Here is a 24,502-nt window from a genome sequence, read left to right as displayed (position 1 = left end):
TTGTTATGACGCTTGTGCGAACGGATGCGTTGTCGCGGCGTCACGCAGCGTCTATACAGCCTGCCTGCATGCGCCCAGGGAAGACCGGATTTTTGATCCGGCAACGTGCTCACACGGGCCCAGGAGAGAACAGCGGCTATGGCGAACGTAACGATAAGCGCGGAATACCGGCCATCCGAAAACGAGCCCTTCATGGGGGAGCGCCAAAGAGAGTATTTCCGGCGCAAGCTGCTTGACTGGAAGGACGAGATCCTGAGGGAAAGCCGGGAAACCCTGGCGACGTTGCAAAAAGAAAACGAAAACCATCCCGATGTGGCCGACAGGGCTTCATCCGAAACGGACCGGGCGATCGAGTTGCGGGCGCGTGACCGGCAGCGCAAGCTGATTTCCAAGATTGACGACGCCCTGCAGCGTATCGAAGACGGCACGTATGGCTATTGTGAGGAAACCGGCGAACCGATCTCCCTGAAGCGGCTGGAGGCGCGGCCGATCGCGACCCTGTCGCTTGAAGCGCAGGAGCGGCACGAGCGGAATGAGCGGGTGCACCGGGACGACTGACCGCGTCGCATTGTAGCGCCCAGGCGGCGGCCCGTTTGCGGCTTCCGCGCGTCGCGCTGACAGGGCCTGTTGCCCGCGGACCGGCCAGATGGCTGAAAAGAGATCAATGAAAAAGGCCGGGTTTTTACCCGGCCTTTTCTTTTGGATCACATGCAATGTCAGGAATGGTTTCAGCTCTTCCGGGGCGGTGAGCGGCCCAGCAGGCGGGCGAACTCGGCCTCGATCGCCTCGGGCGACAGGGGATCAAGCGCCGGCTTGTCATCAGCCTTCTCGCCAGCGGGGCGATCGGCTTTGCCCTGCGCTGCCGGCGCAGCCGGGGCCGGGGGAGTGTTCGCGGTCGCCGCCGGTTTACCCTCTGGCAGGTCAAACGACAGGTCAGGCAGATCGACTTTTGAAACAGGGGTTGAAACCGGGGCGGCGGCCTTTTCGGCAACCGGATCGGGCTGCCCTTGCTTTGGCGTTGCCGGAACATCCGGTTTCGCAGTTTCCGCCGGAGCGGGTTCGCTGGCGGGCGCCGGTCGCGACGAGGTGGGGCGCAAACCGGCGAGGTCAAGGCGAAGGGACGCCAGCGAACTCATGGCGCGCGGCGATGGCGTTTCAGCCGCCGGCGCTGCGGTGGACGGGCTCGCGGCCGGTTGCGGCGCGGCGGGCTTCGCCGGCTGGGAAGCCGACGCCTGCGACGGCGGGTTGCGCAGCGCATCTTGCAACTGCCGCTCCATGTCGTTCAGCACGCGCGGGTCGACGGTCTGTCGCGCGGGCTGCGCGCTGGAGGTGGCGGGCGCCGCAGCCGGCGTGGCCTCCGTGGGCGCGCCGCCGGACGACTGGGGAGAGGCCGGCTGGGGCGTCGCCTGGGGCCTGGACGGAGCCTGGGGCGCCGGCTGGAAACGCTGGGGCGCGGCCGGCTGGCCGGGTTGAGTGGATGTCGGGGCCGGGCCAAAGCCAGGGCGGCCCGCCGGCTGGGTCTGGGCGCGAGCCGCGACCGGGGCCGCTGGTCCGCTGGCCGGCGGGCGCACGCCCGGGGGCGGGTTGAACCCCGGCGCCACGGGGCGAGCTGCCGGCGGCCTGGCCGGCGTGGGCGTCGGCGCGCCAGCCGGTCGCTGACCCGCCGGTTGGGCGACAGCGGGCGCCGGGCGTTGCGGTTGGGCGGGCGCGCGCACGTCAGGCGCTGGCGGCGTCGGAGCCTGCGGCGTGGGGACAGGGCGGGCCGTTGCGGCCGGGGCCGCCGCTGGGGCCCCGGTTGTGGCTCCTGGGGCCGGCGCGGACGACGAAGCCAGGGCGGACGTCGGGGCGGACGTCGGGGCGGCGGCCGGCCGGGCAGGGGCAGGCGCGGCCAAGGGCGGGGTGGCGGGCGGGATGGCGGGCGCCGTAGCTGGGGCCGCTTCCGGCGCCGGGGCGCCCTGGCGAAGCAGGTGATCGACGCTTGGCAGGCGCGTTTCGCTACGCGGCTCGGGCGCGCGCGGCGGCTGCGGCCGCGCCTCGTCCTGACGCGCTTCGCCGCGACCGGCGTCGGACGGCTCGCTGGATTCCGCAGGGTCAGTGGTGATTGACGGCGCGCTGCGTCGTCCTTCGCCCCGGATAATGGTGCTTTCGATCACAACGTCGGAGGCGCCGCCGATCATCACCAGATGTTCGACATGGTCGCGCCGCACCAGCACCAGCTGGCGCTGGTCATCAAGATCATAGACATCCACAACGCCGAGGCGGGGTTGCCGCGACCGCGGCCCCTGGGCGGCGGCGCGTTTGCGCCCCGACGTAATGCGCCGCAGCACGAAAGCGAGGATCATCACCACCACGAGGATGATGATGAAGGCTAACAGGAATTGCGCGGCGTTTGTCATTTCTGTTCCGGACGTCGGTTATTCGGGCGATTGCTGTCGCAAACCGGCGAACCGTGTGGCGACAACATACGTGAAGCGCAGTTTTTCATGATCAGGGTTAATCGACGGTTGACAGACGGGCAACCAGGATTCGCGTGCAAAGGCAGAAATCGTGAACCTTTCGGCAGGCTTCTTCGCTTAAGGTGAACGCACGGATTAACTTCAGGCGGCGCGCGCCTCACCATCTGTTGCGCTGGCTGCGCATGAATGGCCGCGGGGACGTTGCCATTTCATCCGCGATCCTGCTTCTGGCGGCAGGCGCGGGCGGCGGCAGCCAGATGGCGGCTGGGCCACGCTGCCGCGGCGGAAGCGATTGTCAGGACGTCGATGACCAGTTCACTGTTCCGAACACGCATGGCGCAAACCGCGACGGAGGCGCAGGACGCCAGTGGTCCCAACGCAGCCAGCGAACGGCGGAACGTCTGGCGGGGCCATGGCGTGGCCTTGCCATTGCTGCTTTTTTCCATGGCGTTCATCGCGACGGCTGTCTGGCTGGCGACCCTCGCGCCGGCAGAAGCGCGCGCCCTGGTCACCGGCTTGCTCGCCGTCCTGGCGGTGATTGGCATTTTTGCCCTGTTTGGTTTCGCCGTGGGCTTCTTCCAGCTGGCGCGCGGCGTGTCGCGCCCGACGCGCCTCGCCCGGGCCATCGTCGATGGCTCGCCAGCGGGCCACGCGGTGGCGGACAGCCACGGCGACGTCATCTGGTGCAACGGCGCCTGGCGCGAACTCATCGGCGCGGAGGGCGACCAGCCTGCTTCGCTGGAGAGGGCGTCGCGCCATGCGCCGGAGATCAGCGAGGCCCTGTACCGGCTGGCGCAAACCGCCAGGCTGGGCCGCTCCGCCCATGACGAGCTTCGGTTTCCCGCCGCCGCTTCGGGCGGCGCCAATCGAGAAGCTGGCGCATCCGGTCAGGCTTCCTGGCGGCGGGTGGAAGCCCGCCTGCTCGGCGCCGGCCGCAAGGCGCCCCTGCTGTGGACCGTGACCGACGTCACCGCTGATCGCGACCGGCAGGAGCGGATGTTTCAGGAACTTCAGCACGCCATCGATTTTCTCGATCAGGCGCCGGCCGGTTTCCTGTCCATCGAAGGCGACGGCGACATCGGGTACATGAACGCGACGCTCGCCGGCTGGCTGGGGATCGATCTGGCCAGCGCCGGAGCTGGCGGGACACGGCTCGATGATATTGTGGCCCGCGGCGCCGCGGCGCAACTGCTCGCCGCGCCGGCGGCCGGAGACGGCGCGAATGGAACCGAGACGCTTGATCTCGACCTGCGCCGCCGCGACGGCCACATTCTCCCGGTGCGCGTGATGCATCGCGCTCCGGTGAGCGAAGACGGGCAGCGCCTGCCGTCGCGCACCCTGGTGCTCAACCGCTCGTCCGGCCGTCCGTCCGTTGGCGCGGCGTCCGACGGGCAGCGCCAGGCGGAGGTGCGTTTCGCCCGGTTCTTCAACAATACGCCGGTCGCCATCGCCACCATTGGCGGCGACGGCGCCATATTGCAGTGCAACGCGTCGTTCTCGCGCCTGTTCCCGGCCGATGTGGTCGCCGGCGGCGTCAACGGCATTGTGGCGGAAAAGGACGCGCCCCAGCTTGAAGCGGCGTTGCGCGCCGCCGCGCGACAGGAGGAGGTTGCGCCGTTTGACGCCCAGATCGCCGGCGATGGCGGCCGCTCGGCGCGGTTCTATGTGAGCAGCGTTGATGACGCTGAAGGCGAGGGCGAGGCGGCGATCATTTATGCGCTCGACACCACGGAGCAGCGGGCCCTTGAGGCGCAGTTCGCCCAGGCCCAGAAGATGAACGCCATCGGCCAGCTCGCCGGCGGCGTGGCGCACGACTTCAACAACGTGTTGCAGGCCATCATCGGCTTCAGCGACCTGCTACTGGCCAAGCACCGCCCGACCGATCCCTCCTTCCAGGACATCATGCAGATCAAGGGCAACGCCAACCGCGCCGCCGCCCTGGTGCGGCACCTGCTGGCGTTCTCCCGCCGCCAGACCCTGCGCCCCCAGGTGATGCAGGTCGGCGACGTGCTGGCGGACGTTTCCCTGCTGCTCAAGCGGTTGCTGGGCGAGCGGGTCGACCTTGACGTGCACCACGGACGCGACATCTGGCCGGTCAAGGCCGACATCAACCAGTTCGAGCAGGTCATCATGAACCTGTCCGTCAACGCGCGTGATGCGATGCCGGACGGCGGCAAGGTTTCCATCCGCACCAGCAATGTCACGGCGGCCGAGGCGCGCGGTTATGACGACAGCATGCCGGCCGCTGACTACGTGATGATCGAGGTGAGCGACACCGGCGTGGGCATGCCGCCAGACGTTCTGGTCCAGATATTCGAGCCTTTCTTCACCACGAAGGAGGTTGGCAAGGGCACGGGCCTTGGCCTGTCGACGGTGTACGGCATCGTCAAGCAGACGGACGGGTTCATCCTGTGCGACAGCGAGCCCGGCAAGGGCACCACCTTCCGTATCTTCCTGCCGCGCCATATGGCGGAGGAGCCGCCGGCGAAGGCGGGGGGAACAGCCGCCGCCCGCCAGCCGGCGGCGGACCTCACCGGTCGCGGCGTCATCCTGCTGGTGGAGGACGAGGAAGCCGTGCGCGCCTTTGCTTCCCGCGCCCTGTCCACGCGCGGCTATACGGTGCTGGAGGCTGCGTCTGGCCGCGAGGCGATCGCCCTGCTCGAGGAGCGCGGCGAACCAGTGGATCTGGTCGTCTCCGACGTGGTCATGCCGGAGATGGATGGTCCGTCACTGCTGCGCGAGCTGCGCGCCCGCGATATCCAGGCGCGCATCGTGTTCGTGTCCGGCTATGCCGAGGACGCCTTCCGCAAGAACCTGCCCGAAGGGGAAGCGTTCGTTTTCCTGCCCAAGCCCTTCAGTCTCAAGCAACTCATCGAGGCGGTGAAGGTGCAAATGGAGTAAAAGCCGGGCCAGGCGGCGACGCGTGGGCGAAAACATCCATGCTTCACGCCGCGATGCTGGGCCCGAATCTGGCGCAGCCGCGATGTCGGCGCCAGATTGCCCCATCCCGCCGCCCGTGCCCTTACGTGATGGACGTTTGCAGGAAAAATGCCTTTTTCATCAATATGAAGTTGAGAACATATATCGAACATGCTACATGGAACATAGAGAGTACAAACAACGCGTTGAAGCCGTCCGACGCGTCGTGCCATAAGGGACAGGACAATGTCGCAATCCGCGCTCAGGCTCGTTGAAGGTTCCTCCATGGACAAGACAAAGGCGCTCGACGCAGCGCTTTCCCAGATCGAGCGGTCGTTTGGCAAAGGCTCCATCATGCGCCTTGGCAAGAACGACCGCCCCGTCGAGATTGAAACGGTGTCCACCGGTTCTCTCGGGCTCGATATCGCCCTGGGCGTTGGCGGCCTGCCGCGTGGTCGCATTATCGAGGTTTATGGCCCCGAATCGTCCGGCAAGACCACGCTGGCGTTGCACACCATCGCCGAGGCCCAGAAAAAGGGCGGTGTTTGCGCCTTCGTCGACGCCGAACATGCGCTGGATCCGGTGTACGCCCGCAAATTGGGCGTCAAGCTGGATGACCTGCTGATTTCCCAGCCGGACACGGGTGAGCAGGCGCTCGAAATCGCCGATACCCTGGTGCGCTCCGGCGCCATCGACGTGCTGGTCATCGACTCGGTGGCGGCCCTGACGCCGCGCGCCGAGATCGAAGGTGAGATGGGCGAGGTGCAGCCTGGTCTCCAGGCGCGCCTGATGAGCCAGGCCCTGCGCAAGCTCACCGGCTCCATCTCGCGCTCCAACACCATGGTCATCTTCATCAACCAGATTCGCATGAAGATCGGCGTGATGTACGGTTCGCCGGAGACCACGACGGGCGGCAACGCGCTCAAGTTCTATGCTTCGGTCCGCCTCGACATTCGCCGGACCGGCGCGATCAAGGATCGTGATGAGGTCACCGGCAATTCGACGCGCGTCAAGGTGGTGAAGAACAAGGTGGCGCCGCCGTTCAAGCAGGTCGAATTCGACATCATGTATGGCGAGGGCATTTCCAAGCTTGGGGAATTGATCGATCTGGGCGTCAAGGGCGGCATCGTCGACAAGTCAGGCGCCTGGTTCTCCTACGACAGCCAGCGTCTGGGGCAGGGGCGCGAAAACGCCAAGACATTCCTGCGGCAAAACCCGGAGATCGCCGACCGCATCGAGGCAGCCATCCGCCAGAATGCAGGCCTCCTCGCCGAGCGTATTCTGGAGAATATCGAGCCTTCAGACGATGAACTGGATGAGGGCGAAGCCTGATCCTGACGCCGGCGGATGATGATCCGCCGGCGTTTCCGTCTTATTCCGCCAGGACCGGCCGCCAGCATGGTCATTGCCGGCATGGTTCCCGCGAGGCTCTGCGCTCATGAGGCTCCACGCTCTCCCCGCCCCTGGCGGCGGATTGCCGGCTGCATGTGAGCCGTTGGCGTATCGCCCCGGTTTCCAATCTCGACAAGGGCGCGTCGCCTCACTAGAAGACGTGTGCTGAAGGGGCGGCGACCGGCTGTCCTGCATCTGTCCCGAGTGCGTGTTTCTGATGAGCGGCGTCAACGAAATTCGATCGACCTTCCTCGATTACTTTGCCAGGAACGGCCATGAAGTCGTGCCGTCGGCCCCGCTCGTTCCCCGGAACGATCCAACGCTGATGTTCACCAACGCCGGCATGGTTCCGTTCAAGAACGTGTTCACCGGCGCGGAGAAGCGGCCTTACGTGCGGGCGACGTCCTCGCAGAAATGCGTTCGCGCCGGCGGCAAGCACAACGATCTCGACAATGTCGGTTACACGGCCCGCCATCACACCTTCTTCGAGATGCTGGGCAACTTCTCTTTCGGCGACTATTTCAAGGAAAACGCCATTGAACTGGCGTGGAACCTGGTTACCAAGGAGTTCGGCCTGCCGGAGAACAAGCTCCTCGTCACCGTTTATTCGGAAGACGACGAAGCGCACAGCCTGTGGCGCAAGATAGGCCTGCCTGACAGCAAGATTATCCGCATCCCCACGTCGGACAATTTCTGGATGATGGGCGACACCGGCCCATGCGGCCCCTGCTCGGAAATCTTTTACGATCATGGTCCGCACATTCCCGGCGGACCGCCCGGCAGCCCGGACGAGGACGGCGATCGTTTCATCGAGATCTGGAACCTCGTGTTCATGCAGTTCGATCAGGTGGCCCCCGGCGAGCGGCTGAACCTGCCGCGGCCCTCCATCGACACCGGCATGGGGCTGGAGCGGATTTCGGCGGTGCTGCAGGGCACGCACGACAACTACGCCACCGACATGATGCGGGCGCTCATCATGGCCGTCGCCAATCTGACTGGCGTCGATCCCGATGGCCCCCAGGGGGTCAGTCACCGCGTCATCGCCGACCATTTGCGCGCCTGCTCGTTCCTGATCGCAGACGGCGTGCTGCCGTCCAACGAGGGGCGGGGATATGTGTTGCGCCGCATCATGCGCCGCGCCATGCGTCATGGCCAGTTGCTCGGCGCCCGCGAGCCGCTCATGTGGCGGCTGTTCCCGGCGCTGAAGCGGGAGATGGGCGAGGCGTTCCCTGAACTGGGCCGCGCCGAAGCGCTGATCACCGAGACGCTGCGCCTGGAGGAGGTCCGCTTCCGCCGCACGCTTGAGCGGGGCCTCGCCATCCTTGAGGACGAGACCCGCGACCTGCGCGAAGGCGATCGCCTTTCCGGCGAGACTGCGTTCACGCTCTATGACACCTATGGCTTCCCGCTCGACCTGACCCAGGACGCGCTGCGCGCCCGCGGCGTTGGCGTCGATACCGAAGCGTTCGACAGCGCCATGCAGCGCCAGCGTGAACTGGCCCGCGCCAACTGGTCCGGTTCCGGCGAGGCCGCCACCGATCGCGTGTGGTTCGGTATTCGCGAACGCGTCGGCGCCACCGAGTTTCTGGGCTACGACACTGAGCAGGCCGAGGGCAGTGTTGTCGCCCTGGTGCGCGACGGGGCCGAAATTGATGTGGCGCGCGCCGGCGAAACCGTGCAGGCGGTGTTCAACCAGACGCCGTTTTATGGCGAATCCGGCGGTCAGGTCGGCGACGAGGGCGTGGCGTCCGGGGCCGGCTTCCGCGCCCGGATTACCGGCGCGACCAAAAAGCTCGGCGACCTGTTCGTGCATGATGTGACGGTCGAGGAAGGCGAATTGCGGATTGGCCAGGCGGCCGAACTGCAGGTCGATCACGACCGTCGTCGCGCCATTCGCGCCAACCATTCGGCCACGCATCTGCTGCATGAAGCGCTGCGCCTGGTTCTTGGCGACCATGTGGCCCAGAAGGGCTCGCTGGTGACGCCCGAGCGCCTGCGCTTCGACATCAGCCATCCCAAGCCGATCACCCCGGAAGAACTGGCGAAGATTTCCGATATCGCCAACGACGTCATCGTTCAGAACAGCCCGGTGGTCACCCGCCTGATGGCCGTGGATGAGGCGATCGAGTCCGGCGCCCGCGCCCTGTTTGGCGAGAAATACGGCGATGAGGTCCGCGTTGTCTCCATGGGGCGGACGCTCGACGGCGCCAACCATGATTTCTCCGTTGAGCTTTGTGGCGGCACCCATGTGGAGCGCACCGGCGACATCGGCCTGGTGACGGTGGTCGCGGAAGGCGGCGTCGCCGCCGGCGTGCGCCGCATCGAGGCATTGACCGGCGCCTCGGCCCGCCGTCACCTCGCCGGGGAGAGCGCGCGCCTGCGCGATCTGGCGGCCTTGCTGAAAACGCCGGTCGATGAGGCTGCGGGCCGCCTTGAGAGCCTGCTTGACGAGAAGCGCAAGCTCGAACGCGATCTGGCCGACGCCCGCAAGAAGCTGGCGATGGGCGGCGGCTCCGGCGACGGAGAGGCGGTGCGCGAGGTCAATGGCGTGAAGTATTTCGCCCGCGCCGTGGCTGGGGTTGAAATGAAGGACCTGAAGGGTCTGGTGGACGACGCCAAGAAGAAGGTGGGTTCCGGCGTGGTGGCGCTGGTCAGCGTCGCCGATGATGGCAAGGCCGCCATCGTTGTCGGCGTCACCCCGGATCTGGTTGCGCGTTTTGACGCCGTCACCCTGGTGCGCGCCGGTTCGGCCGCGCTTGGCGGCAAGGGCGGCGGCGGTCGCCCGGATATGGCCCAGGCCGGTGGCCCGGACGGCGCGGCCGCCGATGCGGCCCTGAAGGCGGTCGAAAGCGTCATTGCCGCCTGAGTCTGACGCGATTTTCGCCGCCTGATCAGGGGCCGGGAAAGTTGGGAGCTGGAAAAGGCCTGGATGCGTGCATCCAGGCCTTTTTTGTTCAGCTGACGGCCATGGCTGCGAGGGCGTTGTCGCCCGACGCCCTTATCGTCGCACGGCCCGGGCGATGGCGATCAGGATGCAGGCGCCGATGAAACCGGCGATCAGATAGCCAAGCCAGCCGCCAAGCCCCACGCCGACCAGGCCCAGCAACAGGTTGGCGACGGCCGCGCCGACGATGCCGAGCACGATATTCAGCAGAACGCCGGTGTCGCTCTTCATGAACATTGAAGCGAACCAACCGGCGAAGCCACCGACGATGATGGCGGCGATCCAGCCAATCTGGGCAGTTTCCATTGCAAGCGCTCCTTCCATGTGACCAGTCAACGTCCGGTCGCAGCTTTTGGTTGCATGCGTCAGCAGCGCGGCGATGTTTTTCGCCAGAACGCCGCCCCCCATCAAAGTCGGGCGGATTTTGACAACCAATCGTCCCGCAAACCGGGCGGGCGCGCAAGAAAGCTTCCGCGAGCAGGGTTGCGCGATCAGGTTGGTGCTTTAAACAGTATGCGGTTTTGTTCTGGAGCGCGCTGGCGCGTCGGTCCCTGTCCGCGGGACCAGAACCCGGCGTTGGCGGCGGCATTCGGGCGGCGCGCGCCGTGATCATGCTTTCGACAGGGGGCCGGTTCGCCGGAGGCTGAATGTTCAAGCTGGTTGCAGGTCTGATCCTGTTCTTCGCCGCTCATGTCCCCGCCATCGCCCGGGGACTGCGCGACCGTCTGCGCGCTTCGTGGGGCATGATGGGCTATCGTGGCGTCGTCAGCTTTCTGGCCCTCGCCGGTCTCGTGCTCATCGTCTGGGGTTTCCACGACTACCGTGAGGCCGGCTATATCCAGCTGTGGCATCCGCCGGTCTGGACGCGCCACCTGGCGTTTCTCATTAATTTGCCGGTGTTCATCCTGCTCATCGCCGGCTTTCTGCCTGGCTACATCAAGGCGCGTCTTGGCCACCCCATTCTGGCGGCGATCAAGTTCTGGGCCCTGGCGCATCTGCTCGCCAATGGCGATCTGGGCGGCATTCTGCTGTTCGGCTCCTTCCTGGTCTGGGCGGTGCTGGCGCGCATCGCCGCGAAACGCCATGGCGAGCGGGCCGTCGTCGCCAACCCGTCATGGGTTGCGGACGCGGCCGCCGTTGTGGGCGGCGTGGCGCTGTGGGCGCTGATGCTTACCCGTCTGCACGCCCTGCTGATCGGTGTTCCCCTGCTGTCCTGAGACAGACGCGGACTGACGTTCCGCCGCTGCCCCTGCCGCGCGATCCCCTGTCCGTGGCGCCCGAGCTCATCCCGTTTGTTGCGAGGCTGGTTCCATGTCACTTCAATCTGAAATCAAGCGCATCACGGCTCCGGATCTGCGGGCGCGCAAGGGCGGCGAGCCGATCGTGTCGCTCACCTCCTATCACGCACACACGGCCGGCCTGCTCGACCGGTTCTGCGACATGATCCTGGTCGGCGATTCGCTCGGCATGGTGATGCATGGCCTGCCATCCACGGTGCCGGTGACGCTGGATATGATGATCCTGCAGGGCCTGGCGGTGATGCGCGGCTCGTCCCGGGCGCTGGTCACCGTTGACATGCCGTTCGGCTCCTATGAGGAGAGCCCGCAGCAGGCGTTCCGCTCCGCCGCGCGCATCATCAAGGAAACCGGGTGCGGCGCCGTCAAGCTGGAGGGCGGCGTGCTGATGGCCGAGACGGTGGCCTTCCTCACCCGGCGCGGCATCCCGGTCATCGGCCACATCGGCATGACCCCCCAGTCCATCAATACCTTCGGCTCGTTCCGCGCCCGCGGTCGCGACGAGGCTGACTGGCCGGAGATCGAGGCGGACGCCCGGGCCATTGCCGGGGCTGGCGCCAGCGCCATCGTGATCGAGGCGGTGGCGGAGCCGCTGGCCGCCAAGATCACCGCCGATATCGACGTGCCGACCATCGGCATTGGCGCCTCCAACGCCTGCGATGGCCAGGTGCTGGTGCTGGAGGACATGCTGGGCCTCAGCCCGTGGGTGCCGAAGTTCGTCAAGCGCTACGCCGATCTCGGCCCGGCCATCGCCAGCGCCGTGGAGGCCTACGCCGATGAGGTGCGCTCGCGCGCTTTCCCGGCGAAAGAGCACACCTATCCCAAGAAGCAGGCCAAAAGCTGAAGGCGAAGCGCGGGGCGCCCCTGATCTGATGGTCCGGCCCCGGCCAGGAAGCGCCGGGGTCGCTTAACGCGACCGTCTGTGTTAAGGCCTCAGCTTCCGCCAGAATGAAAGAAATGCTGGCGACTCCCGGGGGCCGCCAGGCCGCCAGGATGTTTCCTTTTGACACCGGACCGCGAGCCAGATGAGCGATATCTTCCGCGAAATCGATGAGGACCTCAGGCGCGACCGCGCCGCCGACCTGGCGCGCCGTTATGGCGGCGTGGCGGCGGTCGTCGCCCTGGTTGTCATTCTGGGCGTCGGCGGCTGGCGGTTCATGGAATATCGCGCCTCCCAACAGGCTGCGGACGCCGGCGTCGCCTTCGAGCAGGCGGTGAAACAGCTTCGCGATGGCGGCGACGCGGCCGCGGGCGTCCGCGCGCTTGAGGCCATTGCGGGTCAGTCGGCGGGCGGTTACAGGACGCTGGCCCGCTTCCGCCTTGCCAGCCAGAAAGCAGCCACGGACAAGGCGGCGGCCATCGCCGCGTTCGATGCGTTGGCGGCTGACAGTTCGCTGGATCCCGCCTTGCGGGATATGGCGCGCATCCGCGCCGCCACCATCGACGTCGACATGGCGTCGCCGGAGGCGATCGTGAAACGTCTGGAGGGTCTTGCCGCTCCCAATCACGTCTGGCGCAATCAGGCGCGCGAGCTGATTGGTCTTGCCTGGATGAAGGCTGGCAAGCTGGAAGAGGCGGGGCGCTGGTTCGCCCAGGTCGCCGTCGACGGTGAGGCGCCGCAGTCCCTGCGTCGCCGCGCCCAGCTATTCATGGAACTGGCCGCCGCCGGTCCCGTGATCGCCGCGGCGGCGCCGGCAGCCGATTCGCCATCCCTGTTCAACGCGCCGCAGCCGCAGCTGACGCCGGCCCGGCCTTCCGGCGGCCCGGCGCCGCGTTAAGACCTTCGCCAGTTTTCTCGCGCCACACTGGCGCCCTGTAACCGGGTCCCGCCATGGCGGGACCCATAAGCCATTTTTGTAACCGCGTTTCTCGCGTGCTGGCGGATCGTCGCGCCGCAGAACGCCCAACCGCCGGCGCGCCATCATGACCCTTCCCCTGGTCGCCATCATCGGGCGGCCGAATGTCGGCAAGTCCACCCTGTTCAACCGGCTCGTCGGCAAGAAGCTGGCGCTGGTCGACGACCAGCCCGGCGTGACGCGGGATCGCCGGGAGGGCGACGCGCGCATCGGCCACTTCCATTTCCGCGTCGTTGATACGGCCGGCCTGGAGGAGTCTGACGCGGACAGCCTCACCGGACGCATGCGCGCCCAGACCGAGGCGGCGGTGGATGACGCCGACGCCATCCTGTTCGTCATGGACGCCCGCGTTGGTCTCACCGGCTCCGACAAGGCGTTCGCCGATCTGGCGCGCCGTTCCGGCAAGCCGGTGATCGTGCTCGCCAACAAGGCGGAGGGCAATCGCGGGCTGGAAGGCTCCTATGAGGCGTTTGGCCTTGGGCTTGGCGATCCGGTGCCGGTGTCGGCCGAGCACGGCGAGGGCATGAGCGGCCTGCTGGAGGCGCTGATGCTGGCCTTGCCGGACGCGGCGGAGCAGCAGGCTGATCCGGATTTCGATCCGGAAGCGGAGATGGTCGACAAGCCCGTGCGCATCGCCATCGTCGGCCGTCCCAACGCTGGCAAGTCGACGCTGATCAACCGCATGCTCGGCGAGGACCGTCTGCTCACCGGCCCCGAGGCCGGCATCACCCGTGATTCCATTTCGCTGGAGTGGGCGTGGCGCGGTCAGAAGGTCAAGCTGTTCGACACCGCCGGCCTGCGCAAGCGCGCCCGCATCGACGACAAGCTGGAGAAGCTGTCGGTGGCGGATGGCCTGCGCGCCACCAAATTCGCCGATGTGGTGGTGGTGCTGCTGGACGCGACCATTCCCTTCGAAAAGCAGGATCTGACCATCGTTGATCTGGTCGAGCGCGAGGGCAGGGCCCTCGTCATTGGCCTCAACAAATGGGACCTGGTGTCCGATCAGCCGGGCCTGCTCGCCGAACTGCGCGAGAAGGCGGCGCGGCTGTTGCCGCAGGTGAAGGGGTGCCCGGTCGTGCCCCTCTCCGGCCTCGCCGGCGAGGGTGTTGACCGCCTGATGCAGGCGGTCATGAAGGCGCACGCGGTCTGGAACACCCGTATTTCCACGGCCCGCCTCAACCAGTGGCTGGGCGAGACCGTCGAGGCCCATCCGCCGCCGGCTGTTTCCGGGCGCCGCATCAAGATCCGCTACATGACCCAGGTGAAGGCGCGGCCGCCGCACTTCGCCCTGTTCGGCAACCAGCTCAACGAATTGCCCAACTCCTACACGCGCTATCTGGTCAATGGCCTGCGCGAGAGCTTTGATCTGCCAGGGACGCCGATCCGCCTGTCCCTGCGCACGGGGTCGAATCCGTTCGAGGGCAAGAAGAAAAAGCGCTGACGGGAGAGGCGCATCGCCGGCCATCCCTGGCGCGCTTCCTGGCCGTCTGGCTGGAGAGGGCGATGTCCCGTCCGGTCACGAATTCAGACAAATAAAAACCCGGGCTCTGGCCCGGGTTTTTATTTGTCTGAAAGCAGAAGAAACTTAAATCTTCGCCGGCATCTGCGGGCGCAGCAGCGTATCCTGCGGAAAATCATAGATCAGGCCGCTATGTTCCCAGTCGGGACGCAGCATCGGCAGGATGTGCGGCGCCAGGTCTTCTGGCGTGCGCAGGGTCAGCGGGTCTTCGCCGGGCATGGCCGCGGCGCGCATGCGGGTGCGTAGCGGGCCCGGGTTGACGATGCTGACCTTCACCGGGGTCGTCGCCGTTTCCGCCGCATAGGTGCGCGCCAGAGCCTCCACCGCCGCCTTGGAGGCGGAATAGGGCCCCCAATAAGCCAGGCACTTGTGCGCCGCGCCGGAGGACAGGAACACCGCCCGGCCGGCGTCGGAGGCCGCCAGCAACGATTCCATCGAACGGATCAGCCGCCACACGGAGGTGACGTTCACCGCCATGACCGTGTCGAACTCTTTGGGCGTGACATGGCCAAGCGGCGCCAGCGGATTGAGCGAACCGGCGTTGGCGACCATGATGTCGAGCTTGCCCCAGCGCTCGTGAATGGCGAGGCCAAGCCGGTCGAGGCCGTCATAGTCGGTGAGGTCGAGGGGAACCAGCGTCGCCGCGCCGCCAGCAGCGCGGATCTCATCGTCCAGCTCCTCCAGCGCGCCCTGGGTGCGGGCCACGGCGATGACATGCGCGCCTTCCCGGGCCACGGCGAGGGCGAGGGCGCGGCCAATGCCGCGCGACGCGCCCGTGATCAGCGCAAGGCGTCCGGCGAGGGACGGCCCTGTCGCCGGGTGGCCGGCCGCCGGCTGGTTCACTGTCGTCATGGTCAACCTGCTTCGGCGAGGAGGGAGAGCTGGCGCGGCGCCTCGCCGGTGATGTCGGCGAGCGGCGTTGGGTAGTCGCCCGTGAAGCAATGGTCGGTGAACTGCGGCGTCACCGGATCGCGCCCCTCATAGCCGGTGGCGCGGTAGACGCCGTCGACCGTCAGGAACGCCACGCTGTCGGCGCCGATGTAGCGGCGGATTTCCTCAAGGGAATGGGTGGCGGCCAGCAGCTTCTCGCGCTCCGGCGTGTCGATGCCGTAATAGTCGGGGAATTTGATGGGCGGGCAGGCGATGCGGAAGTGAACTTCCTTTGCGCCGGCGTCGCGCATCATCTTGACGATCTTGACCGAGGTGGTGCCGCGCACGATCGAATCGTCGATCAGCACGATGCGCTTGCCGGCGACCACGCCGCGGTTGGCCGAGTGCTTCATGCGCACGCCGGTTTCGCGCCCGGTCTGGGTTGGCTGGATAAAGGTCCGGCCCACGTAGTGGTTGCGAATGATGCCGAGCTCGTAGGGAATGCCCGAGGCGCGGGCGTAGCCGATGGCCGCCGGCACGCCGGAATCGGGCACCGGCACCACCACGTCCGCCTCCGCCGGCGCCTCGCGGGCCAGCTCTTCGCCGAGGCGCTTGCGCACCTCGTAAACGCTGCGGCCGTGCACGATGGAGTCGGGCCGGGCGAAATAGATGTACTCAAACACGCAGGGACGCGCCGGCTGGGGCGGGAACGGTTTGATTGATTCGATGCCCTCGTCGGAAATGACGACGATTTCGCCGTTCTCCACGTCGCGAATGAAATTGGCGCCGATGATGTCCAGGGCGCAGGTTTCCGAGGCCAGGATGTAGTGGCCGTCCAGCTCGCCCAGCACCAGCGGGCGGATGCCCAGCGGGTCGCGGGCGCCGATCAGCTTCTTGTTGGTCAGGCCCACCAGCGAGTAGGCGCCTTCGATCTGGCGCAGGGCGTCGATGAAGCGGTCCATGAAGCGCAGCCGGCGGCTGTGGGCCACCAGGTGCAGGAACACCTCGGTGTCGCTGGTCGACTGGCACAGGGCGCCGATGCGCACCAGCTGGCGACGCAGGGTGAGGCCGTTGGTGAGGTTGCCGTTATGGGCGATGGCGAAGCCGCCGCCTTCCAGCTCGGCGAACAGCGGCTGCACGTTGCGCAGGATGGTTTCGCCGGTGGTCGAGTAGCGCACGTGGCCGATGGCCGCCGCGCCCTGCAGGCGCTCGATCGTTTTCGCCGAGGAGAAATTGTCGCCGACCAGGCCGATGCGCCGCTCGGAATGGAACCGCTCGCCGTCATAGCTGACGATGCCGGCGGCTTCCTGGCCGCGATGCTGCAGGGCGTGCAGGCCAAGGGCGGTCAGCGCCGCCGCCTCCGGGTGGCCGTAGATGCCGAACACGCCGCATTCTTCACGCAGCGTGTCGCCGTCCAGATCGTCATGACGCGGATCGCGCTGGGGCAAATCCCGGGGCGCCTCGAAGCTCATGCTGTCCCCCTGTGGGCTGGCGTCGCTGGAAGGCGCGCGCAGCGTCCGCTGGCGATGGTCGGTGAAATCAGGGGCGCTCATCATAAACCACTCCGGAACCCGGGAGAATTCCCGGTTGCTGCCTGGCAGCTGTCGTCGTGTTGTTACAAAGCATTCAACGACGGGGCGGCAGGGCCATCCCGTCGTTGAATATCTGGATGTCTCACCAGCTTTTGGCGGTATTGCGGCGCGAGGGCAATGCCTTCATGACGCCGCAGCACGCAACGCCTGCCGGAAGGTCAGTTGGTCTGACCGGCCGGCTTTTCGGCGTTTGGCGGCGGAACAGGCGCGGGTTTGGCGCTTTCGCCTTCCGCGGGAGGCGCTTCCGCGCCGCCTTCCGTCGCCTTCTGGCGATTTTTATACTTTGATATGAGGGCTTCGGGGTCTTCCGGCAACATGCTCTGGAGCTGTTTGCCGCTATTTTCCAGAAATGGCTTCAGCCTGGCGTCGCGCGCCCAGTCCGGCTGCATCTTCTCCGGCACCAGCCAGCTGAAGAAAATATAGGCGATGACGCAGATCAGCAGGCCGCGGGCCACGCCGAAGACAAAGCCCAGGGTGCGGTCAATCGAGCCGATGCGGGAATCCAGCACCAGATCGGAAATGCGCAGGGTGATGAACGAGACGATCACCAGCGTCACCAGGAAGATGACGGCGATGGTCGCCACCAGCGCGACCGTGGGGTTGGAAATGTGCTGGGAGGCGATGGGCAGCAGCGGCTTGTGCAACATCAGCGCCGCCACGGCGGCGATGGCCCATGATGCGATGGCGAGCACCTCCCGGGTGACGCCGCGCACGGCCGCGAGCAGCGCCGAGAGCAGGACGACCCCGAGAACGATCAGGTCAAGAAGCGAAACTGGCATAAATGACACCGCATCCGGTTAGAGCATCCGCCGCGAAGGGGAGGAACTTCGCGCGGCGAACATGCGTCAATCAGGTGACCGAAGCAAAATTCCCGTTTCCCGGACAGAGTTTCGCGTCAGTCGGAAGGGTTCGCAATCCATGAAACCGTCTTTTCCCGATGGATGAGGCAATCCAGCGGGGAAAACCTGGGCTCCGGCCAGGCGAACGTCCGGGCATTCCCATGCGCCATACCACAGGGCCGGTCAACACAAATGCCGGTGGCTTCATGCGCGCGCCCGCCATTCATGGCGCCCGTCCGGCAACATCACGGGCGGCCTGGATGACCGTGGGCGCCGGCCGGCGCGTTACTCCCAGTCGGCCGGCTGGCGGCTGCGCGATGGCTCCGCCCTCCTGGCGCCGTGACCCTCGCGCGCGTTCTCACGCGGGCTGGCCGCGCGCGGTTTGCCTGGGCCGGCGGCGGCGATCTGCGCGACCAGATCGCTGATGTGCGAGACAGTGTCGGCGCGCAGCGCATCGCGATCCGCCGGCCTGTCGCCCCGTTCGCCGGCGGACTTTGCATCGGTCGTTTTTTCCTGCGCCAGTGGCGGCGAAACCACACGTTTGAAGCCGAGCTTGGCCGCCTCGCGCGCCCGCGTCGTCGCCTGCACCACGGGGCGGATGGAGCCGGAGAGGCCGATTTCGCCAAAATAGGCCGTGTCAGGCGGCAGGGCGCAGCCGGAGAGCGATGAGACCAGCGCCGCCGCCGCCGCCAGATCCGCCGCCGGCTCGGTGATCTTCATGCCGCCGGCCACGTTCAGATAGACGTCGTGCTGGCCAAGACGGACGCCGCCATGGGCCTCCAGTACGGCGATGATCATCGACAGGCGGCTGGAATCGAAGCCAACCACCGCCCGGCGCGGCGTGCCGAGGGCGCTGGGGGCCACCAGCGCCTGCACCTCCACCAGCAGCGGCCGCGTGCCCTCCATCGCCGCCAGCACCGCCGTGCCGGGCGTGTTGACGTCGCGGCCGGCGAGGAAAAGCGCCGAGGGGTTCGAAACCTGGGACAGGCCAAGGCCGGTCATCTCGAACACGCCAATCTCGTCAGTGGGGCCAAAGCGGTTTTTCACCGCGCGCAGAATGCGGAAATGATGGCCGCTCTCGCCCTCGAAGGAGGCGACCGCGTCCACCATGTGCTCGACGACGCGCGGGCCGGCGATCTGGCCGTCCTTGGTGACATGGCCGACCAGAATGAGCGCCGCGCCGCTGGTCTTGGCGAAGCGGATCAGGTTCTGGGCGCTGCCGCGCACCTGGGTGACGGTGCCAGGGGCTGAATCGATCGCTCCGGTCCACATGGTCTGGATCGAATCAATGACCACGAGCCGGGGCGCCGGCCCCTGGCCGAGGGTGGTGATGATGTCCTCGACATTGGTTTCGGAGGCCAGCTCCACCGGCGCGTCTGACAGCTTGAGCCGCTCCGCACGCAGTCGCACCTGCGCCACGGCCTCCTCGCCGGAAATGTAGACAACCCGGTGGCCGCCGCGCGCCAGCTGGGCGCAGGCCTGGATCAGCAGCGTGGATTTGCCGATGCCCGGATCGCCGCCGATCAACACCACCGAGCCGCGCACGAAGCCGCCGCCGGTCACCCGGTCCAGTTCGGCCATGCCGGTGGGCAGGCGCGGCGGCTCGGCGCTGTCGCCCTGCAGGCCCTCAAGCCGGAAGGTGCGGCCCTTGCGGCGTGAGGCGGGGCCGGACGCCGCGCCGCTGACCGGCGCCGTCAAACCTTCCTCCACCAGCGAGTTCCAGCTGTTGCAGGCGTCGCATTTTCCCTGCCAGCGGGGCTGGGAGGCGCCACAGACCTGGCAAATGAACTGTCGGACGGCGCGGGCCACGGCTCGGGTACTCCTGGGCAAGTTTTCCAGATCAGGGGCTGGCGCATGATCCGTCACGCCAGCGTGGCAAGGCGCGGCGCAGCGGCAAGACGCGGCGCAGCGAAAAGGCGCTTCCTGGCGGAAGCGCGCCTGCCGCCGCGTCCCTGGCGCACGCCGGGTCAGGGAATAATCGCGCCTGATCAGTCGCCTGGGCGGCGTTGCTGAATCAGATGCTGATCACGCCGTCCCAACGTAGTGACGCGCATGGCGCTGGCCAAGACTGGTCAGCACCTCATAGCCGATCGTGCCCCAGCGCGCCGCCACGGCGTCGACGTTGAGCGCGTCGCCGATCAGCGTGACCATGTCGCCGGCCCGCGCCGCGTCGCGTGGAACACCGGTGACGTCCACCGCCAGCAGGTCCATCGAGATCTTGCCGGCGAACGGGCACAGCACGCCAGCAACCAGCGCCGCGCCGCCCATGTGCGGCGGCGTGTGGGTCTGCGGCGAGCCCGTATTGCCAACGCTGGCGCTGCGGAAAATCCCGTCGGCGTAGCCAACCGACAGGGTGGCGACGCGACGCTCGCCGTTGGCGCGCCAGCTGGCGTTGTAGCCGACCGTATCGTCCGGCGCGATGTCCCGCAGCTGGAGAATGCGCGCCTCAAGCCGCACCACGGGGCGCATGGGGTTGGGCCGGGCGGGGCGGACGTGCGGCGCGGGGTTGCCGCCATACAGCCCGTAGCCTGGCCGCGTCAGATCGAAGTGCGGCGCTTGCGGCAGCCATATGCCGGAGGAGTTGGCGAGGGACCTGCGCGTTCCTGGAAACAGCGCCGACAGTTCGGTGAACCGCGTGATCTGGCGATCGTTCAGCGGATTGTCCGGCTCCTCTGACGCCACGAAATGGCTCATGACCAGGGAGAGGGGGCCAGCGCCCTGGGCCGCGGCCTCGCCAGCCTCCCGGGCCGTCAGCCCCAGCCGCTCCATTCCCGTGTCGATGTGCAGCGCCGCCGGCGCGTCGCCGGCCTCGCGCCGCCATTCGGCCAGCTCATGCAGGGAGCCCAGCACCGGCTGCACGCCGGCCGCCGCGAGGCGACGGGCCGCGCCAGGGGGCAGGCCGTTGAGTACATAGATGGTTGCGTCTGGCGCGGCGGCCTTCGCCAGAAAAGCCTCGTGCGGATGGGCGACGAAAAACGTGCGGCAGCCGGCGGCGCGCAGCGCCGTTACCGCGGGTCCCTGGCCGGTTCCATAGGCGTTGGCCTTGACGACGGCGCTGCATTCCGCCGCGCCCGAGGCGGCGCGCATGGCGCGCCAGTTGTCGCAAAGCGCCCCAAGGTCAATCGTCAACACGGCGCCTGCGAGATCGGCGTTGGCCGGGTCCGGCGCGACATGGCCGGCTTTGGCGGGGTCCAGCATGGGGCTCCTTCGGCGCCGGCGGCGGCCAAACCGCGGCGGCCGGCGCTTCAATAATAATTTCAGTATATTATAAAGAGTTTTAACGTCAGTACTGCTCCGGCAGGTGGTCGACCTGGGCAAGGTTGGAGAAGCGGGTGATTTCGGCCTCGAACGCCAGCTGCACCGTGCCCGTGGGGCCGTGACGCTGCTTGCCGATAATGACTTCGGCCTTGCCGTGGGCCTGGTCCATCTCCGCTTGCCATTTGAAATGCTCTTCGGAGCCGGGCTTGGGCTCCTTCATCTTCAGATAATACTCGTCGCGGTAAACAAACAGCACCACGTCGGCGTCCTGCTCGATCGAGCCCGACTCACGCAGGTCCGAAAGTTGCGGCCGCTTGTCGTCGCGACTCTCCACCTGACGCGACAGCTGCGACAGGGCGATGATCGGCACCTGCAATTCCTTGGCCAGCGCCTTCATGCCGGTGGTGATCTCGGTCATCTCCTGCACGCGGTTGTCGCCCTTCTTGGTCGAGCCCGTGAGCAGTTGCAGGTAATCGACGATCAGCAGGTCAAGGCCCCGCTGCCGCTTCAGCCGGCGCGCGCGCGCCGTGAGCTGGGCGATGGAGATGCCGCCGGTCTGGTCGATGTACAGCGGCAGGCTCTGCATTTCCCGCGCCGCGTCGGCGATGCGGATGAATTCGTCTTCCTGGAGATCGCCGCGCCGGATCTTGTAGGACGCCACGCCCGACTGCTCGGCGATGATGCGGTTGGCGAGCTGCTCCGCCGACATTTCCAGCGAGAAGAAGCCAACGACGCCGCCGTTCACCGATTCCAGCACGCCGTCCTGACGCCGCTCCGCTTTCCACGCCCTGGCGACGTTGAAGGCGATATTGGTGACCAGCGAGGTTTTGCCCATGGCGGGGCGCCCGGCCAGGATGATGAGGTCGGAGCGTTGCAGGCCGCCCATCTTCTGGTCAAGATCGGTGAGGCCGCAGGAAATGCCCGAGAGCTTGCCGGCGCGCTTGAAAGCGGCGGCGGCCATGTCGATGGCCTCTGTCAACGCGTTGCCGAAGGGCATGAAGCCGCCGTCGTACCGGCCGGTTTCCGCCAGCGCGTACAGCTTGCGCTCCGCTTCCTCGATCTGGTCGCGGGGCGAGGCTTCAACCGGCGCGTCGAAGGCCAGGTTGACCATGTCGCTGCCAACGGCGATCAGCTCGCGGCGGATGGCCAGGTCATAGATGGCGCGGCCGTAATGCTCGGCGTTGATGATGGTCGTCGCCTCGGCGGCGAGGCGCGCCATGTATTGCGCGATGGTCATCCCGCCGGCGTCGACGTCCTGAAGGAACGTCTTCATGGTGATCGGCGTGGCGATCTTGCCGGCGCGGATCAGCTGCGAGGCCACCTCATAGATGCGGCGGTGAGTCTCGATATGAAAATGCGGCGCGTTGAGAAAATCCGAGACGCGATAATAGGCGTCGTTGTTGATCATGATGGCGCCGAGCAGCGCCATCTCCGCCTCCAGATTGTGTGGGGCAACGCGATGGCCAGGATCGGTGGGCTCAACGCGGGTGGCGAGCGCATTTGCAGGCGACATGTCAGACCTATTAACCATGACGGGGAGCCAGCTTCGCTTCTAGCACGTCGCGGCGCAGGTTTCGATCCACGCCCCCGCGCGGGCGACGACGCGGCGGCGCCAGGTTTGCCGCGTCATCCATAAAATGCTGCTGCGCCAGCACGTTGCGGCCTGTTCCTGAATCAGGCTGACAGTCTTTCCCCACCGATTCACAAGCCAGGTGTGAAAAGTGATCCGTGTTGCGGGCAGAAGTCTTGCCAACGGGGAAAGCAGTCTTGCCAACGGAAAAATGGCGTTGCCGGCGGAAAAAGGCGGCCCGCCAACAAAAAAGGCGCCCGGGAGGGCGCCTTTCCGTATCCGCATGTTGAGCGAAGACTCAGAGCTCGACGTCGTCGCCGGCGTCGGCGAGCGCGGCGCCCACTTCCAGGCCCAGGTCGTCGAGGCTGGTTTCCTCACGCACGATGGCGTCCTCGCCGCGGGCCTGGCGCTCGGCTTCCTCGGGGCTGCGGGCGATATTGATGGTGACGCTGACCTCGACTTCCGGGTGCAGGTGCACGGCGACCTCGTGCAGGCCGAGGTTCTTCAGCGGCGAATCGAGGCCGATCTGCTGGCGGGCAACGGAGAAGCCGCCCTCGGTCAGCGCCTCGGCGATATCGCGCGAGGAGACCGAACCGTACAGCACGCCGGTTTCGCCAGCCTGGCGGATCAGCACGAAAGCCTGGCCGTTCAGGGTTTCGCCAACCTTCTCGGCCTCGCCGCGACGCTCCAGGTTGCGGGCCTCGAGCTGGGCGCGCTGCTCTTCGAAACGGGCCAGGTTGGCCTTGGTGGCGCGCAGCGCCTTGCCCTGCGGCAGAAGGAAGTTACGGGCGAAGCCGTCCTTGACGCGGACGGTCTCGCCCATCTGGCCGAGCTTGGCGACGCGCTCGAGAAGAATGACCTGCATGATGTTGCTCCAGTGAATGGTGAGCCTGAAAATCAGGCGTCGTTTGCGGGTGGGGGGGCCGCGCCGGTTTTTCTGAAGGCGCGCGCAAGGGAATCCAGAACGCCGCCCAGCGCGAGCACCGGCAGGATCCAGACGAAAAACGGAATGATCAGCGCATAAAGCAGCGCCAGGATGAACGGGCGGGCCGGCTTGCCGCGCAGGGCGGTGTGCAGGGCGGCGAGGCATTGCAGGGCGAAAGCGGCGCCCAGCGCGCCGGTGAGGGCGAGGCCGGTGAAGCCCGCGAAACCCTGGCCCAGGGTCGCCAGAAGGATCGCCACCGCCAGCGCCCCGACGGCCCAGAACGGCATGCGGGTGTCCGCCACCGCCGGCCATGGCCGCGCCAGACGCCCCGAGGCGGCGACGATGCGGCCGGCCAGCCACAGGTTGAGCGTCAGCATCGGCGCGAACGAGCCGGCGGTCAGCAGCGGCGCGGCGGTGATCAGCGTATCGATCAGGTCATCGCGGGTGACGCCCTCGGGAAGCGCCGGGCTGCCCTGGCTGGCGTCGAACAGGGCGCCGAAGGCGGCGCGCATGGCCTGCTCATAGCCGGCGTAGCCGCCGCCGACGGCAACTGCGCCCAGCAGCGCCACCAGCGTGGCGATTCCGGCCAGCCACAGCAGGATCTTGCCCAGCGGATACCATTCGGCGCGCCCCGCCGCGTCGGTGCGGCCAAGCATCGCCAGATAGCCAATCCACCAGGCCGGCAGCGCCAGACCAAGGCCGTAGGCGAGGCCCGCCTTGACGCTGAAGCCACCGCCGAAGCCGAAGATCAGGCCGCAGACGATCGCGCCGGTGAGGGCGGCGGCGAGGCCGGCTCCGTGGCGCCAGCCGATGGTGACGATGAAAATGGGCAGGGGCGTCAGGTACGACAGCAGCATGGCGGCCGGCGATCCCGAGATCACCACCGCGAACAGCAGGGCGGACGCCAGTCCGGCTCCAATGCCTGTCAGAAGCTGCGCGTACATGTCGTGCTGTCCCGCTGCTCCGGGACCGGCCCGGCAGGGTTAGGAGATCCAACGTCCCCAACAATACCGGCGGCCCCATGGCCCCGGCGACGGTGAAGAAGGCAGGCGGGGCCTGCGGTCCGG

18 protein-coding genes are annotated in these 24,502 nt (G+C 67.1%); 8 read left to right on the top strand and 10 right to left on the bottom strand.

Annotated features, from left to right (window positions below):
• The first annotated feature begins 138 nt into the window (after window positions 1-138).
• The gene (dksA, locus tag EV666_RS06960; RefSeq protein ID WP_132005131.1) at window positions 139-558 is read left to right on the top strand and encodes an RNA polymerase-binding protein DksA; all 420 of its coding nucleotides are present in this window, start codon (window positions 139-141) and stop codon (window positions 556-558) included.
• Between the two features lie 170 nt (window positions 559-728).
• Here the strand turns inward: dksA and EV666_RS06955 are convergent, their stop codons facing one another.
• Window positions 729-2,396 (bottom strand): flagellar biosynthetic protein FliO, encoded by a 1,668-nt coding sequence (locus tag EV666_RS06955; RefSeq protein WP_132005128.1) that lies wholly within the window; start codon window positions 2,394-2,396, stop codon window positions 729-731.
• A 393-nt stretch (window positions 2,397-2,789) separates the two neighbouring features.
• On the opposite strand from EV666_RS06955, the gene cckA reads away from it, so the two are divergent.
• The 3 genes from cckA (at window position 2,790) to alaS (ending at window position 9,633) form a co-directional block, all read left to right on the top strand.
• Complete coding sequence (gene cckA, locus EV666_RS06950) at window positions 2,790-5,357, top strand: cell cycle histidine kinase CckA (RefSeq protein WP_132005395.1); 2,568 nt, start codon at window positions 2,790-2,792, stop codon at window positions 5,355-5,357.
• Window positions 5,358-5,621: 264 nt separating this feature from the next.
• Window positions 5,622-6,707: a recombinase RecA gene (gene recA, locus EV666_RS06945; protein ID WP_132005125.1), complete on the top strand. Its 1,086-nt coding sequence runs from the start codon at window positions 5,622-5,624 to the stop codon at window positions 6,705-6,707.
• Between the two features lie 277 nt (window positions 6,708-6,984).
• The gene (gene alaS / locus EV666_RS06940) at window positions 6,985-9,633 is read left to right on the top strand and encodes an alanine--tRNA ligase (protein WP_132005122.1); all 2,649 of its coding nucleotides are present in this window, start codon (window positions 6,985-6,987) and stop codon (window positions 9,631-9,633) included.
• Between the two features lie 132 nt (window positions 9,634-9,765).
• On the opposite strand, the gene EV666_RS06935 is transcribed toward alaS, so the two are convergent.
• Complete coding sequence (locus tag EV666_RS06935; RefSeq protein ID WP_132005119.1) at window positions 9,766-10,017, bottom strand: GlsB/YeaQ/YmgE family stress response membrane protein; 252 nt, start codon at window positions 10,015-10,017, stop codon at window positions 9,766-9,768.
• 341 nt (window positions 10,018-10,358) lie between these two features.
• On the opposite strand from EV666_RS06935, the gene EV666_RS06930 reads away from it, so the two are divergent.
• The 4 genes from EV666_RS06930 (at window position 10,359) to der (ending at window position 14,303) form a co-directional block, all read left to right on the top strand.
• Window positions 10,359-10,928 (top strand): NnrU family protein, encoded by a 570-nt coding sequence (locus EV666_RS06930; RefSeq protein ID WP_132005116.1) that lies wholly within the window; start codon window positions 10,359-10,361, stop codon window positions 10,926-10,928.
• Between the two features lie 94 nt (window positions 10,929-11,022).
• Window positions 11,023-11,850: a 3-methyl-2-oxobutanoate hydroxymethyltransferase gene (gene panB / locus EV666_RS06925; RefSeq protein ID WP_132005113.1), complete on the top strand. Its 828-nt coding sequence runs from the start codon at window positions 11,023-11,025 to the stop codon at window positions 11,848-11,850.
• Window positions 11,851-12,031: 181 nt separating this feature from the next.
• Complete coding sequence (locus tag EV666_RS06920) at window positions 12,032-12,784, top strand: tetratricopeptide repeat protein (RefSeq protein WP_132005110.1); 753 nt, start codon at window positions 12,032-12,034, stop codon at window positions 12,782-12,784.
• Between the two features lie 145 nt (window positions 12,785-12,929).
• Window positions 12,930-14,303: a ribosome biogenesis GTPase Der gene (gene der, locus EV666_RS06915; RefSeq protein ID WP_132005107.1), complete on the top strand. Its 1,374-nt coding sequence runs from the start codon at window positions 12,930-12,932 to the stop codon at window positions 14,301-14,303.
• A gap of 144 nt (window positions 14,304-14,447) precedes the next feature.
• Here the strand turns inward: der and EV666_RS06910 are convergent, their stop codons facing one another.
• From EV666_RS06910 to EV666_RS06875, 8 genes are all read right to left on the bottom strand, one after another.
• Window positions 14,448-15,233 carry an SDR family NAD(P)-dependent oxidoreductase gene (locus EV666_RS06910; protein ID WP_132005105.1) on the bottom strand — a complete coding sequence of 262 codons (786 nt, stop codon included), beginning with the start codon at window positions 15,231-15,233 and terminating at the stop codon, window positions 14,448-14,450.
• 2 nt (window positions 15,234-15,235) lie between these two features.
• Window positions 15,236-16,723, bottom strand: a complete 1,488-nt coding sequence (purF, locus tag EV666_RS06905) for an amidophosphoribosyltransferase (protein ID WP_132005392.1) — start codon at window positions 16,721-16,723, stop codon at window positions 15,236-15,238.
• 278 nt (window positions 16,724-17,001) lie between these two features.
• Window positions 17,002-17,622 (bottom strand): CvpA family protein, encoded by a 621-nt coding sequence (locus EV666_RS06900; protein WP_132005102.1) that lies wholly within the window; start codon window positions 17,620-17,622, stop codon window positions 17,002-17,004.
• Between the two features lie 345 nt (window positions 17,623-17,967).
• Window positions 17,968-19,491 carry a DNA repair protein RadA gene (gene radA, locus EV666_RS06895; RefSeq protein ID WP_132005099.1) on the bottom strand — a complete coding sequence of 508 codons (1,524 nt, stop codon included), beginning with the start codon at window positions 19,489-19,491 and terminating at the stop codon, window positions 17,968-17,970.
• A gap of 216 nt (window positions 19,492-19,707) precedes the next feature.
• The gene (gene alr, locus EV666_RS06890) at window positions 19,708-20,880 is read right to left on the bottom strand and encodes an alanine racemase (RefSeq protein WP_132005096.1); all 1,173 of its coding nucleotides are present in this window, start codon (window positions 20,878-20,880) and stop codon (window positions 19,708-19,710) included.
• A gap of 85 nt (window positions 20,881-20,965) precedes the next feature.
• On the bottom strand, window positions 20,966-22,453 hold the full coding sequence (locus EV666_RS06885; RefSeq protein ID WP_132005093.1) for a replicative DNA helicase: 1,488 nt from the start codon (window positions 22,451-22,453) through the stop codon (window positions 20,966-20,968).
• A gap of 355 nt (window positions 22,454-22,808) precedes the next feature.
• A complete protein-coding gene (gene rplI, locus EV666_RS06880) occupies window positions 22,809-23,375 on the bottom strand; it encodes a 50S ribosomal protein L9 (protein WP_132005090.1) in 567 nt (188 codons plus the stop codon).
• A gap of 32 nt (window positions 23,376-23,407) precedes the next feature.
• Window positions 23,408-24,379 carry a DUF2232 domain-containing protein gene (locus tag EV666_RS06875; protein WP_132005087.1) on the bottom strand — a complete coding sequence of 324 codons (972 nt, stop codon included), beginning with the start codon at window positions 24,377-24,379 and terminating at the stop codon, window positions 23,408-23,410.
• Window positions 24,380-24,502: the final 123 nt, after the last annotated feature.

This window comes from Camelimonas lactis (assembly GCF_004342915.1).
In the GTDB taxonomy this organism is placed as follows: Bacteria; Pseudomonadota; Alphaproteobacteria; order Rhizobiales; family Beijerinckiaceae; genus Camelimonas; species Camelimonas lactis.
Note: the sequence above shows the minus strand (reverse complement) of the source record. Positions and strands in the feature narration are given on the sequence as shown.